Genomic DNA, 13749 nt, shown 5'->3' on the forward strand with positions numbered 1-13749 from the left:
CCACACAACGCTAACCACACCGTTCATCAGCCTGGCAGGGAGCTACGCCGTGGCTTGTACCGGATACTGAGCGACATTGAAGGACACGGGATAAAATGAGTGCTTCAATAACCGCCACCGAAGGTCGCGAAAATGGCCTGCAAGCCCTGTGGAACCGCCTGCGCGCCAACCCGAAAATCCCGTTGCTGATCGCCGCTTCCGCGGCAATCGCCATTGTGGTCGCGTTGCTGTTATGGGCGAAAAACCCGGATTACCGCGTGCTGTACAGCAATCTTAACGATCGCGACGGCGGTGCCATCGTTACCCAATTGACGCAGATGAATATCCCTTATCGGTTTGCCGAAAACGGTGCTGCGTTGATGATACCGGCCGATAAGGTCCATGAAACCCGCCTGCGTCTGGCGCAGCAGGGATTGCCGAAAGGCGGTGCGGTGGGCTTCGAATTGCTGGATCAGGAAAAATTCGGCATCAGCCAGTTTAGCGAGCAGATTAACTATCAGCGTGCGCTGGAAGGTGAACTGTCCCGCACCATCGAGTCACTGGGGCCGGTACAAAACGCCCGGGTGCATCTGGCGCTGCCCAAGCCTTCGCTGTTTGTCCGCGAGCAGAAATCCCCTTCCGCCTCCGTCACCCTGACGCTGCAACCCGGCCGGGCGCTGGATGACGGCCAGATCAACGCTATCGTTTATATGGTCTCGAGCAGCGTGGCCGGATTGCCGCCGGGCAACGTCACGGTGGTCGATCAGGCCGGTCGCCTGCTGACCCAGTCTGACGGCGCCGGTCGCGATCTGAACGCGGCACAACTGAAATACGCCAACGAAGTGGAAAACCGCTACCAGCGCCGCATCGAGGCGATTCTGGCGCCGATGGTCGGCGGCAATAACGTACGAGCCCAGGTCACCGCGCAGATCGATTTCGCCACCCGCGAGCAAACCGACGAAGAATACCAGCCAAACCAACTGCCGAATCAGGCCGCCGTGCGCTCTCAGCAAATGAGCCAGAGCGAACAGCTTGGCGGGCCGCAGGTCGGCGGCGTACCGGGTGCGCTCTCCAATCAGCCTAGCGCGCCGGCGACTGCGCCGATAGAAACCACCAAACCCAACGCTGCCGGCAATAACGCCACCGGCGCCAAACCTAACGCCACCGCCACCCGCAGCACTGCAGCCAACGGCAGCGGGCCACAGAATACCCGTCGCGATGAAACCACCAACTATGAGGTCGATCGCACCATCCGCCACACTCAGCAGAAGGCCGGGACGGTACAGCGGCTGTCGGTGGCGGTGGTGGTCAACTATCGCGGCGTCGATAAAGACGGCAAACCCTTGCCGATGAGCAAAGAACAACTGGCGCAGATCGAATCGCTGGTGCGTGAATCCATGGGCTTCTCCAGCAGCCGCGGCGATACCCTGAACGTGGTCAACACGCCGTTTACCGATACCGAAGTCACCGGTGGCGAACTGCCGTTCTGGCAAACCCAGAGCTTTATCGATCGTCTGTTCGATGCCGGTCGCTATCTGCTGGTCTTGCTGGCGGCCTGGCTGCTGTGGCGCAAGCTGGTACGCCCGCAACTGCAAAACCGTCAGGCGGTGCAACAGGCCGCGCTCGCCGCCGCCAACGCACCGATGACCAAGCCGGCTGACAACAATAAACCGAGCAATGAGGAGCTGGCGCAGCACAGAAAATCGCAGCAGCGCGTCAGTGCAGAAGTCCAGAGCCAGCGGATCCGTGATCTGGCTGATAAAGACCCGCGCGTGGTCGCTCTGGTAATCCGCCAATGGATGAGTAACGAATTATGAGTCTGACCGGAACCGAAAAAAGCGCCATCCTGCTGATGACGCTGGGTGAAGATCGCGCCGCCGAGGTGTTCAAACACCTCTCCTCGCGTGAAGTGCAGCAGCTCAGCGGCACCATGGCCAGCATGAGCCAGGTCTCGCACAAACAGCTGGGCGAAGTCCTGAGCGAATTCGAAGACGATGCCGAACAGTACGCAGCGCTGAGCGTCAATGCCAGCGACTACCTGCGCTCGGTGCTGGTCAAAGCCCTGGGTGAAGAGCGTGCCTCCAGCCTGTTGGAGGACATTCTCGAATCGCGCGAGACCACCACCGGCATGGAAACCCTCAACTTTATGGAGCCGATGAGCGCCGCCGATCTGATCCGCGACGAGCATCCGCAAATCATCGCTACCATTCTGGTCCATCTGAAGCGCGGCCAGGCGGCGGACATTTTGGCGCTGTTCGACGAACGCCTGCGCAACGACGTGATGCTGCGCATCGCCACCTTCGGCGGTGTGCAACCGGCGGCGTTGGCGGAACTGACCGAGGTGCTGAACAACCTGCTCGATGGCCAGAACCTCAAACGCAGCAAGATGGGCGGCGTACGCACCGCAGCCGAGATTATCAACCTGATGAAAACCCAGCAGGAAGAAGCCGTTATCGATGCCATGCGCGAATACGACGGTGAGCTGGCGCAGAAGATCATCGACGAGATGTTCCTGTTCGAAAATCTGGTGGAAGTCGACGATCGCAGCATCCAGCGCCTGTTACAGGAAGTGGAAGGCGAATCGCTGCTGGTGGCGCTCAAAGGCGCGGAGCAGCCGTTGCGCGAGAAGTTCCTCAAAAACATGTCGCAACGCGCCGCCGACATTCTGCGCGACGATCTGGCCAACCGTGGCCCGATGCGCATGTCGCAGGTGGAGAACGAACAGAAAGCCATCCTGCTGGTTGTCCGCCGATTGGCAGAGAGCGGCGAAATGATTATCGGCGGTGGCGAGGACACCTATGTCTGATCGCATTAACACCCTGCCCTGGCAGCCCTGGTCACTCAACGATCTGCTGGAGCCCAAACCGGCAATCGCACCTTTGCCGCCCATTGAAACGGACGCCGCGCCACTGGACGAAGGCGCTGAACGGCAACAGCAGTTGCTCCAGTTGCGCCTGCAAGCGGAGCAGCAAGGCCAACAGCTGGGCTATGCCGACGGCCAGCAAAAAGGCTATGAAGCGGGTCTCCAGGCCGGCATGGAAGAGGGCCGCCAGCAGGGTTTGCGGGAGGCGCAGCAACAACAACAGCCACTGACCGCGCACTGGCAGCAACTGATCACCGAATTTCAGCACACGCTCGATGCACTCGACAGCGTGATCGCCTCGCGTTTGATGCAGTTGGCGCTGACCGCCGCCAAACAGGTGCTCGGTCAGCCGCCGGTATGTGACGGTACCGCCCTGCTGGCGCAGATCCAGCAGTTGATCCAGCAAGAGCCGATGTTCAGCGGCAAGCCGCAGTTGCGCGTGCACCCGGACGACTATCAACGTATCGAACAACAACTGGGTGCCACGCTCAGCCTGCACGGCTGGCGGCTGTTGGCGGACGGTCAACTGCATCCCGGCGGCTGCAAGGTCAGCGCCGAAGAAGGCGATCTCGATGCCAGCCTGGCGACGCGCTGGCACGAACTCTGCCGCCTGGCTGCGCCGGGAGACGTGTAATGACCGCTCGCCTCGGCCGCTGGCTGTCCTCGCTGGATACGCTGGAAAAACGCATCGCTTGCACACCGACGGTTCGCCGCTACGGCCGCCTGACACGTGCCACCGGGTTGGTACTGGAAGCCACCGGGCTGCAATTGCCGATCGGCGCCACCTGCCTGATCGAACGTCACACCGGCGGTGAGGTGCAGGAAGTGGAAAGCGAAGTGGTCGGTTTTAACGGCCAGCGGCTGTTCCTGATGCCGCTGGAAGAAGTAGAAGGCATCGTGCCCGGCGCTCGGGTTTACGCCCGCATTGCGCCGGAAGGGCAAAGCGCCGGCAAGCAACTGCCGCTCGGCCCGGCGCTGCTGGGCCGGGTGCTGGACGGCAGCGCCAAACCGCTCGACGGCCTGCCCGCGCCGGAGACCGGCTATCGCGCGCCGTTGATCACCGCCCCGTTCAACCCGCTGCAACGTACGCCGATCGAACAGGTGCTGGACGTCGGCGTGCGCACCATCAATGGCCTGCTGACCGTCGGGCGCGGCCAGCGCATGGGGCTGTTTGCCGGCTCCGGCGTCGGCAAAAGCGTCTTGTTAGGCATGATGGCGCGTTACACCCAGGCCGACGTGATTGTCGTCGGTCTGATCGGCGAACGCGGCCGCGAGGTCAAAGATTTTATCGAGAATATCCTCGGCACCGAAGGCCGAGCGCGCTCGGTGGTGATCGCTGCCCCAGCGGACGTCTCGCCGCTGTTGCGTATGCAGGGCGCCGCCTACGCCACACGCATCGCCGAGGACTTCCGCGATCGCGGTCAACACGTGCTGTTGATTATGGACTCGCTCACCCGCTACGCCATGGCGCAACGTGAAATCGCGCTGGCTATCGGCGAGCCACCGGCCACCAAAGGGTATCCGCCCTCGGTGTTCGCCAAACTGCCGGCGCTGGTGGAGCGCGCGGGCAACGGCATCAACGGCGGCGGGTCGATCACCGCGTTTTATACCGTACTGACCGAAGGCGATGACCAGCAAGATCCGATAGCCGACTCGGCGCGCGCCATCCTCGATGGCCACGTGGTGCTGTCGCGTCGGCTGGCCGAGGCAGGCCATTACCCGGCGATCGACATCGAAGCCTCTATCAGTCGCGCCATGACCTCGCTTATCGACGAAGAACATTACCGTCGGGTGCGCAATTTCAAACAGATGCTGGCCAGTTATCAGCGTAACCGCGATCTGATCAGCGTCGGCGCCTACGTAGCAGGCAGCGATCCGCTGCTGGATAAGGCCATGACGCTGTACCCGCAGATGGAAGCCTATCTGCAGCAGGGCATTTTTGAACGCAGCGGTTACGACGACGCCTGTCAACAGTTACAGCAGTTGATCGTTTAACGTCACAAAAGGCTGAACCCGATGAAACCACAGTCACCTCTGATTACCCTACGCGATCTGGCTCAGGATGCGGTGGAACAGGCTACGCAACAGTTGGGCCAGGTGCGCAAAGCGCAACAGGCGGCCGAGCAACAGCTTTCCATGCTGCTCAATTATCAAGACGAGTACCGCCAGAAACTGAATCACCAGTTGAGTGACGGAATGGACTCTTCACACTGGCAAAACTACCAGCAGTTTATCGGCACGCTGGAGCAGGCCATCGATCAGCACCGCCGACAACTGATGCAGTGGGGCCAAAAGGTAGACCACGCAATGAAACAGTGGCAGGACAAACAGCAGCGGCTGAACGCCTTCGACACTCTGCATACCCGCGCCCAAAGCGCAGAACGGCAGGTGGAGAACAAACGGGATCAAAAACTGATGGATGAGTTCGCTCAACGCAGTTCACAAAGGAATCTACACCCATGAACCTGAATGCCTTGCCGGGCAGCATAGCGCCTGGCGATGCCGGCGTGCTGCCGGACGCGCAGTTGCCAATGGATGACTCGCAGTTGTCCTCGGCCTTTGCCCTGCTGCTCGGCGCACGTACGCTGCCGGCCGACAAAGATGAGGGCAAGCTGCCGCCGACGTTGCTGAGCACAGAAGCAGAAGATGACAACACGCCGGCGCTGAGCCGCACCCCGCTAAACCCACTGCTCGCCGCCTTCAGTGAACGCTATGGGCTGCTGGCGCCCTCCTTGTTAAGCGACATCCAGCCGCCAGTCGCGGCGGGCGGCGATGACAAGACGCAGGATAAAAAACCGGATGCCGCCTTGCGCCCCGCCGGTGAAATAGACGCCGCCACGCTGCAGGCGCTGTTCGCCATGCTGCCGCTGGCCGTTACCCCTGCCACGCCGACCACGGCCGCAACGGGGCCAAACCTTGACGGCGAACAGGACCCGGCGCACCCTGCCGCCCTGCTGAGCGCCGCGCTGAACCAACAGCCCAATGCCGCAGTCAACCCGATGACGCCGCCCCCAAAAGCCACGTCGCCAGTGACCGAGAAACCACTGAACGTTGACGCGCGCACCGATGGCCCACAGCCAACCGCGCCCGCCCATGACCAGCCGGATACAACCGCACTAAAACTCAGCGCCGATACCCAGCCTCAGGCACCGGTCAATCACCTGATGGTGCCGCAGATATCGAGCCCGGTCGTGGCGACAACGCCGAGCGCTTCCCTGGTCACCGCCCCGCCGACGCCACAATTGAATGCTCAACTTGGCAGCCCGGAGTGGCAACAGGCGCTGAACCAGCAGGTACTGATGTTCCATCGCAACGGTCAGCAAAGCGCCGAACTGCGCCTGCACCCGCAGGAGCTGGGCGCACTGCAAATCACCCTCAAACTGGACGATAATCAGGCGCAGTTGCACATCGCTTCAGCGCACGGCCAGGTGCGCGCCGCCGTGGAAGCCGCCATGCCGCAACTGCGCCATGCCCTGGCGGAAAGCGGCATCAGTCTGGGGCAAAGCAGCGTTGGCGGCGAGTCCACGCCACAGTGGCAACAGGCACAGCAGCAGACGGCGGACGATCAGGGCCGACCGTCCTACCGCGATAGCCACGGCGAGCGCGATCTGGCTGCCGAAACCCTCATCGCCCCGACACAATTGCAGGCGATGGCCCGCGCCGTCAGCGGCGTTGATATTTTCGCCTGAGCGGCGGCAAACGTCCAAGCTGGCACGCTTTTCCCCGCCTATTCTGGCTATTGCACGCCGGAATAGGCGCGATAATACCTTTACCCGTCATACTTGAAGCTGCATCTGTGTTGGCTGCGTTTGCGCGCCCCAGTCACATAGTTACCTATGCTCCTGGGGACTTACAAACTTGCCGTCGCGATGCCACTCCAATTATTTGGGGTAAATATGTCGTGCGTGCGGCTTTTACACACGCTAAATACCTACGAGATCTTAGGTTGCAGCTTGAAAAATAAAGGATATATACCCTATGGATTTCAAGTTGCAGTTAGGCGGCCAGCGCATGAGTCCCCAGGAGCTTACTCAAGTAAGTGACTGGGGTGAGTGCGAGCAGCCAACAACGCTGCGGCCTGAAAGACGAAGGGTATGTCACTACAGGAATTTGATTTAGCTATGTCTCAAAATACCCTACCGGCAGCACCGAAACGCCCTCTCCTGGTCATCCTGCTGGTGTTGATTGCAGTCCTCGCCTGCGGCGCGGCAGGCTACAGTTGGTGGCAACTGAAACAACACAAAGACGGCGCTCAACCCGCCGCCAAAACACTGCCGCCGGCTGCGCCGGTGTTTATGCCGTTGGACACGTTTACCGTCAATCTGGTTACGCCGGATAACAACCCCGATCGCGTGTTGTATATCGGCCTGACGTTGCGCTTACCGGACGAAAACACCCGCCGCCAGATGAACGATTTTCTACCGGAAGTACGCAGCCGCCTGTTGATGCTGCTCTCCCGTCAGGAAGTGGGCCAACTGAGCAGTGAGCAAGGGAAACAGCAACTGGTGGCGCAGATTAAGGACGTGCTTAGCCCGCCGCTGGTTAAGGGACAACCGAAGCAGGTGGTCAGCGACGTGCTGTTCACCGCCTTCATATTGCGGTAATCACTATGGGCGACAGCATTCTTTCACAGGCAGAGATCGACGCCTTGCTCAACGGCGACAGCGCGGGGGATGAACCCGAAGCGGTGGTCAGCAACGAGAGCGAGGTCAAGCCGTACGATCCGACCACCCAGCGCCGAGTGGTGCGCGAACGGCTGCACGCGCTGGAAATCATCAATGAACGTTTTGCCCGGCAGTTCCGCATGGGGTTGTTCAACCTGCTGCGACGCAGCCCGGACATCACCGTCGGCCCGATCAGGATCCAGCCGTATCACGAATTTGCCCGCAACCTGCCGGTGCCCACCAACCTCAATCTGGTGCACCTGAATCCGCTGCGCGGCACTGCGCTGTTCGTGTTCGCGCCGAGCCTGGTGTTTATCGCCGTCGATAACCTGTTCGGCGGCGACGGCCGCTTCCCGACCAAAGTGGAAGGCCGCGAGTTCACCCCAACCGAACAACGGGTGATCAAACGCATGCTGCGCCTGGCGCTGGATGCCTATGGCGACGCCTGGAGCGCGATTTACAAGATCAACGTGGAATACGTGCGCGCCGAGATGCAGGTGAAATTCACCAATATCACCACCTCGCCGAACGACATCGTGGTCACCACACCGTTCCAGGTGGAAATCGGTGCGCTGAGCGGTGAATTCAACATCTGCATTCCGTTCGCGATGATCGAACCGCTGCGCGAACTGCTGACCAACCCGCCGCTGGAAAACTCGCGGCAGGAAGACAGCCACTGGCGTGAAACGCTGGTGAAGCAGGTGCAACATTCCGAGTTGGAGCTGATTGCCAACTTCGTCGATATCCCGATGCGGCTGTCAAAAATTCTGAAGCTGCAACCGGGTGACGTATTACCGATTGATAAACCGGAACGCCTGATCGCCCATGTGGACGGCGTACCGGTTTTGACCAGCCAATATGGCACGTTAAACGGGCAGTACGCCCTGCGTGTTGAACATTTGATTAACCCTATTTTGAATGCTCTGAGTGAGGAACAGCCCAAATGAGTGATCCTAAGCAACCGTCTGGCGAAGGAAAGGAATCCGTGGACGATCTGTGGGCTGATGCGTTTAACGAACAGCAAGTGGCCGACAAAACGTCCGCAACCGACGCGGTATTCAAATCGCTGGAGGCGCAGGATGTCGTCGGCAGCCTGCAGGATATCGATCTGATCCTGGATATCCCGGTCAAACTGACCGTGGAATTGGGCCGCACCAAAATGACCATCAAAGAGCTGTTGCGCCTGTCGCAGGGATCGGTGGTGGCGTTGGACGGGCTGGCGGGTGAACCGCTGGACATTCTGATCAACGGCTATCTGATCGCCCAGGGCGAAGTGGTGGTGGTGGCCGACAAGTTCGGTGTACGCATCACCGACATCATCACCCCATCCGAACGCATGCGCCGCCTGAGCCGCTGATGAACCCAGGTACCGCCGTGCCCGGCCAGGGCACACTGCAACCCGCCGCACCGGCGCTGCCGGCCGGTTCGGTGCTGACGCAGGTCAGCACTGCGCTGGGCGGCATTCTGCTGCTTATCCTGCTGGCCGGCTGGCTGTTCCGCCGCCTGGGGTTTGCCCCTCAGGCGCGCAACAGCAAACTGCTCAACCTGCGCGCCAGCTGCCAGGTCGGGCAGCGTGAGCGGGTGGTGGTGATTGAAGTGGATAACACCCTGCTGGTGCTGGGCGTAACCGCGCAGCAAATCACCCCGCTGCATACGCTGCCGGCTCCAGCACGGGATAGCGAAGCAGCCGACGCCGCGCCACCGGCTGATTTTCGCCAACTGATGCAAAAAGTTCTGAAACGTCCGGAAAAATCGGCATGAAACCCATCGCTCATTGTGTCGCCTCGCTTTATCGAAGCGGGAAGAATATGCCCTGGCTGGCTGCCACTCTGCTGCTTGTCAGCCCGACGGCATTGGCACAGTTGCCCGGCCTGATCAGCCAGCCACTGGCCAACGGTGGCCAAAGCTGGTCGCTGCCGGTACAGACGCTGGTGCTGCTGACGTCACTCAGCTTCCTGCCCGCCATGCTGCTGATGATGACCAGTTTCACCCGCATCATCATCGTGCTCGGGCTGCTGCGCAACGCGCTCGGCACCCCCTCGGCACCGCCGAATCAGGTGATGCTCGGTCTGGCGCTGTTCCTGACCTTTTTCATCATGTCGCCGGTCTTCGACAAGGTCTATCAGGACGCCTATCTGCCGTTCAGTCAGGACAAAATCAGCCTGGACGCGGCGTTGGATAAAGGTTCCCAGCCGCTGCGCGAGTTTATGCTGCGCCAGACGCGTGAAACCGATCTGGCGCTGTACGCCAGGCTCGCCAACCAGCCGCCGCTGGCCGGGCCGGAAGCGGTGCCGATGCGTATTCTGCTGCCGGCTTACGTCACCAGCGAACTGAAAACCGCGTTCCAAATCGGCTTCACGGTGTTTATTCCGTTTCTGATTATCGATCTGGTGGTCGCCAGCGTGCTGATGGCGCTGGGGATGATGATGGTGCCGCCCGCCACCATCTCGCTGCCGTTCAAACTGATGCTGTTTGTGTTGGTGGACGGCTGGCAATTGCTGCTCGGCTCGCTGGCGCAGAGTTTTTATTCGTAAATTTATTCAGGTGGTCACCACGCAACCACTGAGGAACTCACAATGACACCCGAATCGGTCATGGCGCTGGGCACCGAGGCGATGAAAGTGGCGCTGGCGCTGTCCGCCCCGCTGCTGCTCGCCGCGCTGGTCAGCGGCCTGGTGGTCAGCCTGCTGCAGGCCGCCACCCAGATCAACGAAATGACGTTGTCGTTCATTCCCAAAATTCTGGCGGTGGTCGCCACTATCGTGGTTGCCGGGCCGTGGATGCTGAACCTGCTGCTGGACTATATGCGCACGCTGTTCAGCAACCTGCCGAATCTGATTGGTTAGCCATGCTCACCGTTGACAGCGCACAGTTCGGCGTCTGGCTTAGCCACTATTTCTGGCCGCTGCTGCGCATTCTGGCGCTGATCAGCACCGCGCCGGTGTTCAGCGAAAAACAAATCAGCAAAAAGGTGAAAATCGGCCTCGGCGGGCTGATTGTCATCCTGATCGCCCCCGGGCTACCCACCAGCGCAGTTCCCATTTTCTCCGCCGCCGGTTTGTGGCTGGCAGCCCAGCAAATCCTGATTGGCGTGGCGCTCGGGCTGACCATGCAGTTCGCCTTTGCGGCGATACGCCTGGCCGGCGAAGTGATCGGCATGCAGATGGGTCTGTCCTTCGCCACCTTCTTCGATCCCAGCGGCGGACCGAACACGCCGGTGCTGGCGCGGCTGCTCAATCTGCTGGCGATGTTGCTGTTTTTGAGCTTCGACGGCCACCTGTGGCTGATTTCCCTGCTGGCCGACAGCTTCCACACCCTACCGATCCAGCCCGCCCCGCTGAACGGCAACGGTTTTCTGGCATTGACCCAAGTGGGTTCGCTGATTTTTATCAACGGCATGATGCTGGCGCTGCCGCTGATTTGCCTGCTGCTGACGCTGAACATGGCGCTCGGCCTGCTCAACCGCATGACGCCGCAATTGTCGGTGTTCGTCATCGGTTTTCCGGTCACCATGACCATCGGCATTATGACCATCGGCATGATGATGCCGATGCTGGCGCCGTTTTGTGAGCACCTGTTCGGCGAATTCTTCGACCAGTTGGCAGGCGTTATCGGCGGCATGGCTTTCTGAATCCCCACCGGCTACTCACAACGCCCCCGCCCGCCACAAGACAAAATGGCAATAAACCGGCTTTACCGGGACAAAAGCGTGATAAAGCCCTTTTGTCCAGATTAAGGTCCAAATGTCCGTCACGGCTTGAATAAAAAAATACCCGACCTAGAATAGACCCATCGACAAAATATAATCGACTATTAACTTTTGGAGGAAAGGGCATAAAAATCCAATAGGTGAATTATTAAATCACTGAATGATTAACCCACGTATTTATTAATTACGCGCAGGACCCGGCACGTCATAAAAACATGCGCCCGGCCTGGCTGCAGGGCGAAGCGTTGACCTCTGATAACAACAGGAGTGATATCATGATTAAGGCTAAAACCAACCGCAAGGCAAGACGTTTATTTGGCATGACCCACTGGACCAGCAACCGTTTTAGAGTGGTTTTTAACGAAACGTCGAATGGCGGCGAATGGCAAGTGGAAAAGAAAAAGAAATAAGGCCTTTATTTATAATCTGGCAGAGTAATATCCTCGCGCTGCTTTTCGCGTACGATATCCATAACGCCGCTGCGCGTTACATCGAACCAGCAGCCTGTTACTCTGCTAGCTGCCAAATACACAATCGACATCCCCCTGGTTAATTCCCCCTATATTCCAATGCCGACACAACGTTCATTATATAATTGCATGCCCTGCTTTATTACTAAAACCAGTTAAAATAAAAAATAACCATAGCGCATTAAACAAAGCACTTATATAAACACACAATTAACCTCAAAAAATACTCTTGAAAAAACAATAAAACGAAAGTATGTTATTTCAATATCAAACAAAGGCAATCATATTTCACATAGAAAGCTGGTATACACATGAAAATAAAATTGACGATTGAAGGCTTGATAATCGGCATCGTCAGCGTATTACTGATGACAAGCATATTGAAAACTCAGGGCCTGTCATGGGGACTGTTTACCATGCCAGTGGAGTTGAGCAACGCTTTTATCTATATGTTCACGTTATACGGTTCGATAAAAATGACAGAATATCTCTATCGACCTATACGCTGGTTGTTAATGCAAAGCAGTAACTCAAAACAGTCGTAAAATAGACACGATAAATAATTACCAAAAGGACAGTGCTCATGTTAAAGGAAATGACCAAAGCAGAAATGCAACTTATCGGTGGTGCCGGCGACGGTAACAACGGCGGCGATCGTGACCATAGTCGAATTTCTTATGGTGCTCAAGCAAATGGCTTTCAACCCAACTGGGCGGCGAAAGGGCATGGCCTATTCCAGGATGCCTCACGCCCCTGCCCAAGTGCCATCATTAACGGTGTGCTTGGAGTCGGTTCTGCATTGGCAAGTCGCAATGCTACAGCAATAGGAATTATGGCTACTGCCGCCTTTATCAATATAGGCGGTCAATGCAATAAAGACTCCGGCCGCGATCGCGGTGTGCCCTTCCGCTAACGATTAGCGTAAATAGAAAGAGAATGGCGGAGAAAAAAAAGGCACGTCACTCAAGCCTATTGTGGGAGAAAGAGTGACGTGCCCAACAGTGCGCCCGGTTTCAAGAAGCCTCTATCTCTGCGCAGCAGCGATGGCATTTTCTAAGCGCACTAAAGGGAAACCCGTCGCGGTAAAGCAACGGGGTAGTGCTCTTAACGATTCATTTGGAACAGCGACATCCCCTGCATATCACCGAAGGTTTTGTACGATGCCTGCAAGGCCGCCTGCTGCATGAAGTAGCTCGAAATCGACTCGGTCAGATCGGCATCCACCAGCACACTCATTTGCGTTTGGTTGATCATGTCGCGATCTTTGCCAATACTGTCCAACGTATCCATTTCCTGCAGTTGGTTACCCAACTCGGCGCGCACGCTGAGCACCTTGTTATAGGAGTTATCCAGCCCGCGGTTGGCCTTGGCCATCGCGTCGTTCACTTGCTGTTTGGTGGCGTCGTCCGCGCCATCGAGCGGGGTTTTCAACGCTTTCAGCGCGATATCGATGCTTTCAAACACGTTGGACACCGATGCGCTGCCGTCCGGCTCCGGCTTGGGGTTGCTGGTCAGCGACATGAATACCGTATCGCCGGTATGGCCGACCGTCATGGTGCGATTGGCATCCACTTTCTGCTCGACCGGCGTATTGCCACCCACATAGCTGACCGAACCGCTGTTGTTCGCAAACGGCGGCTTGTCATTCTCAAAGCCGCCAAACATAAAGCGGCCATTGCCGTCGGTACTGTTGGCCTGGTTAAGCAATTGGTCTTTCAACCCCTGCAACTGGGTAGCCAGCGAATCGCGGTCGTTGTCGCTTTTGGTGCCGCCGGCATTGACGATCAGCGCTTTCATATCCGAAATGGTGCTGGTCGCCCCGGACAGTACCGTCTCTTCCATCGACACGCTCTGGCGGGCAAAGGTACGCGCCAGCGCATATTGGGTGTTTTCCGACTGAGACTGGGCCAGCATCACCGCCTGCGACGCCGCCAGCGGATCGTCGGACGGGTTACTGACTTTTTTGCCGGTAGAAAGCTGTTCTGCCGCCTTCATAAACAACGACTGATTACCGGTAATGCCGGTCATGTTCTGCTGGTACATCATGCTGGTGCTCATGCGCAT

At 58.4% G+C, this 13749-nt stretch carries 16 protein-coding genes; 15 read left to right on the top strand and 1 reads right to left on the bottom strand.

The genetic code is table 11. From position 1 onward, the window contains the following. The first annotated feature begins 95 nt into the window (after positions 1-95). From fliF to JEM67_RS17045, 15 genes are all read left to right on the top strand, one after another. Positions 96-1796 carry a flagellar basal-body MS-ring/collar protein FliF gene (gene fliF / locus JEM67_RS16975; RefSeq protein ID WP_199634836.1) on the top strand — a complete coding sequence of 567 codons (1701 nt, stop codon included), beginning with the start codon at positions 96-98 and terminating at the stop codon, positions 1794-1796. Next, positions 1793-2785, top strand: a complete 993-nt coding sequence (gene fliG, locus JEM67_RS16980) for a flagellar motor switch protein FliG (RefSeq protein WP_013813473.1) — start codon at positions 1793-1795, stop codon at positions 2783-2785. Before fliF ends, fliG begins: the two co-directional genes overlap by 4 nt. After that, complete coding sequence (gene fliH / locus JEM67_RS16985) at positions 2778-3476, top strand: flagellar assembly protein FliH (protein ID WP_013813474.1); 699 nt, start codon at positions 2778-2780, stop codon at positions 3474-3476. Before fliG ends, fliH begins: the two co-directional genes overlap by 8 nt. Continuing rightward, positions 3476-4837 (top strand): flagellar protein export ATPase FliI, encoded by a 1362-nt coding sequence (gene fliI / locus JEM67_RS16990; RefSeq protein ID WP_199634835.1) that lies wholly within the window; start codon positions 3476-3478, stop codon positions 4835-4837. The genes fliH and fliI overlap by 1 nt, the downstream gene beginning before the upstream one ends. A gap of 21 nt (positions 4838-4858) precedes the next feature. After that, the gene (fliJ, locus tag JEM67_RS16995; RefSeq protein ID WP_006326110.1) at positions 4859-5305 is read left to right on the top strand and encodes a flagellar export protein FliJ; all 447 of its coding nucleotides are present in this window, start codon (positions 4859-4861) and stop codon (positions 5303-5305) included. Continuing rightward, positions 5302-6531, top strand: a complete 1230-nt coding sequence (locus tag JEM67_RS17000; RefSeq protein WP_199634834.1) for a flagellar hook-length control protein FliK — start codon at positions 5302-5304, stop codon at positions 6529-6531. The genes fliJ and JEM67_RS17000 overlap by 4 nt, the downstream gene beginning before the upstream one ends. 432 nt (positions 6532-6963) lie before the next feature. Continuing rightward, positions 6964-7446 carry a flagellar basal body-associated protein FliL gene (gene fliL / locus JEM67_RS17005; RefSeq protein ID WP_199634833.1) on the top strand — a complete coding sequence of 161 codons (483 nt, stop codon included), beginning with the start codon at positions 6964-6966 and terminating at the stop codon, positions 7444-7446. A 5-nt stretch (positions 7447-7451) separates the two neighbouring features. Beyond that, on the top strand, positions 7452-8453 hold the full coding sequence (fliM, locus tag JEM67_RS17010; RefSeq protein ID WP_006321424.1) for a flagellar motor switch protein FliM: 1002 nt from the start codon (positions 7452-7454) through the stop codon (positions 8451-8453). Next, positions 8450-8863 carry a flagellar motor switch protein FliN gene (gene fliN, locus JEM67_RS17015; RefSeq protein WP_199634832.1) on the top strand — a complete coding sequence of 138 codons (414 nt, stop codon included), beginning with the start codon at positions 8450-8452 and terminating at the stop codon, positions 8861-8863. Before fliM ends, fliN begins: the two co-directional genes overlap by 4 nt. Further along, entirely contained in the window at positions 8863-9267 is a 405-nt protein-coding gene (gene fliO / locus JEM67_RS17020; RefSeq protein ID WP_013813481.1) for a flagellar biosynthetic protein FliO, read from the top strand. The genes fliN and fliO overlap by 1 nt, the downstream gene beginning before the upstream one ends. 47 nt (positions 9268-9314) lie before the next feature. Then, complete coding sequence (gene fliP, locus JEM67_RS17025) at positions 9315-10040, top strand: flagellar type III secretion system pore protein FliP (RefSeq protein WP_013813482.1); 726 nt, start codon at positions 9315-9317, stop codon at positions 10038-10040. A gap of 42 nt (positions 10041-10082) precedes the next feature. After that, a complete protein-coding gene (fliQ, locus tag JEM67_RS17030) occupies positions 10083-10352 on the top strand; it encodes a flagellar biosynthesis protein FliQ (RefSeq protein WP_004946069.1) in 270 nt (89 codons plus the stop codon). A 2-nt stretch (positions 10353-10354) separates the two neighbouring features. Then, complete coding sequence (gene fliR / locus JEM67_RS17035; RefSeq protein ID WP_199634831.1) at positions 10355-11137, top strand: flagellar biosynthetic protein FliR; 783 nt, start codon at positions 10355-10357, stop codon at positions 11135-11137. 353 nt (positions 11138-11490) lie between these two features. After that, complete coding sequence (gene sra / locus JEM67_RS17040; protein WP_086016604.1) at positions 11491-11625, top strand: stationary-phase-induced ribosome-associated protein; 135 nt, start codon at positions 11491-11493, stop codon at positions 11623-11625. A gap of 643 nt (positions 11626-12268) precedes the next feature. Next, on the top strand, positions 12269-12598 hold the full coding sequence (locus JEM67_RS17045; protein WP_199634830.1) for a hypothetical protein: 330 nt from the start codon (positions 12269-12271) through the stop codon (positions 12596-12598). A gap of 191 nt (positions 12599-12789) precedes the next feature. Here the strand turns inward: JEM67_RS17045 and flgL are convergent, their stop codons facing one another. Further along, positions 12790-13749 carry a flagellar hook-associated protein FlgL gene (flgL, locus tag JEM67_RS17050; protein ID WP_199634829.1) on the bottom strand — a complete coding sequence of 320 codons (960 nt, stop codon included), beginning with the start codon at positions 13747-13749 and terminating at the stop codon, positions 12790-12792.

Origin of the sequence: Serratia sp. PAMC26656 (assembly GCF_016469055.2) — a bacterium.
In the GTDB taxonomy this organism is placed as follows: Bacteria; Pseudomonadota; Gammaproteobacteria; order Enterobacterales; family Enterobacteriaceae; genus Serratia; species Serratia plymuthica.

Bases quoted from the DNA above. Each gene is read 5' to 3' on its own strand.
- fliJ (WP_006326110.1), top strand. From the start codon at position 4,859: ATGAAACCACAGTCACCTCTGATTACCCTACGCGATCTGGCTCAGGAT.
- fliP (WP_013813482.1), top strand. From the start codon at position 9,315: ATGCCCTGGCTGGCTGCCACTCTGCTGCTTGTCAGCCCGACGGCATTG.
- fliQ (WP_004946069.1), top strand. From the start codon at position 10,083: ATGACACCCGAATCGGTCATGGCGCTGGGCACCGAGGCGATGAAAGTG.
- fliR (WP_199634831.1), top strand. From the start codon at position 10,355: ATGCTCACCGTTGACAGCGCACAGTTCGGCGTCTGGCTTAGCCACTAT.
- JEM67_RS17000 (WP_199634834.1), top strand. From the start codon at position 5,302: ATGAACCTGAATGCCTTGCCGGGCAGCATAGCGCCTGGCGATGCCGGC.
- fliL (WP_199634833.1), top strand. From the start codon at position 6,964: ATGTCTCAAAATACCCTACCGGCAGCACCGAAACGCCCTCTCCTGGTC.
- fliO (WP_013813481.1), top strand. From the start codon at position 8,863: ATGAACCCAGGTACCGCCGTGCCCGGCCAGGGCACACTGCAACCCGCC.
- sra (WP_086016604.1), top strand. From the start codon at position 11,491: ATGATTAAGGCTAAAACCAACCGCAAGGCAAGACGTTTATTTGGCATG.
- fliF (WP_199634836.1), top strand. From the start codon at position 96: ATGAGTGCTTCAATAACCGCCACCGAAGGTCGCGAAAATGGCCTGCAA.
- fliI (WP_199634835.1), top strand. From the start codon at position 3,476: ATGACCGCTCGCCTCGGCCGCTGGCTGTCCTCGCTGGATACGCTGGAA.
- fliN (WP_199634832.1), top strand. From the start codon at position 8,450: ATGAGTGATCCTAAGCAACCGTCTGGCGAAGGAAAGGAATCCGTGGAC.
- fliH (WP_013813474.1), top strand. From the start codon at position 2,778: ATGTCTGATCGCATTAACACCCTGCCCTGGCAGCCCTGGTCACTCAAC.
- fliG (WP_013813473.1), top strand. From the start codon at position 1,793: ATGAGTCTGACCGGAACCGAAAAAAGCGCCATCCTGCTGATGACGCTG.
- flgL (WP_199634829.1), bottom strand. From the start codon at position 13,749: ATGCGCATGAGCACCAGCATGATGTACCAGCAGAACATGACCGGCATT.
- fliM (WP_006321424.1), top strand. From the start codon at position 7,452: ATGGGCGACAGCATTCTTTCACAGGCAGAGATCGACGCCTTGCTCAAC.
- JEM67_RS17045 (WP_199634830.1), top strand. From the start codon at position 12,269: ATGTTAAAGGAAATGACCAAAGCAGAAATGCAACTTATCGGTGGTGCC.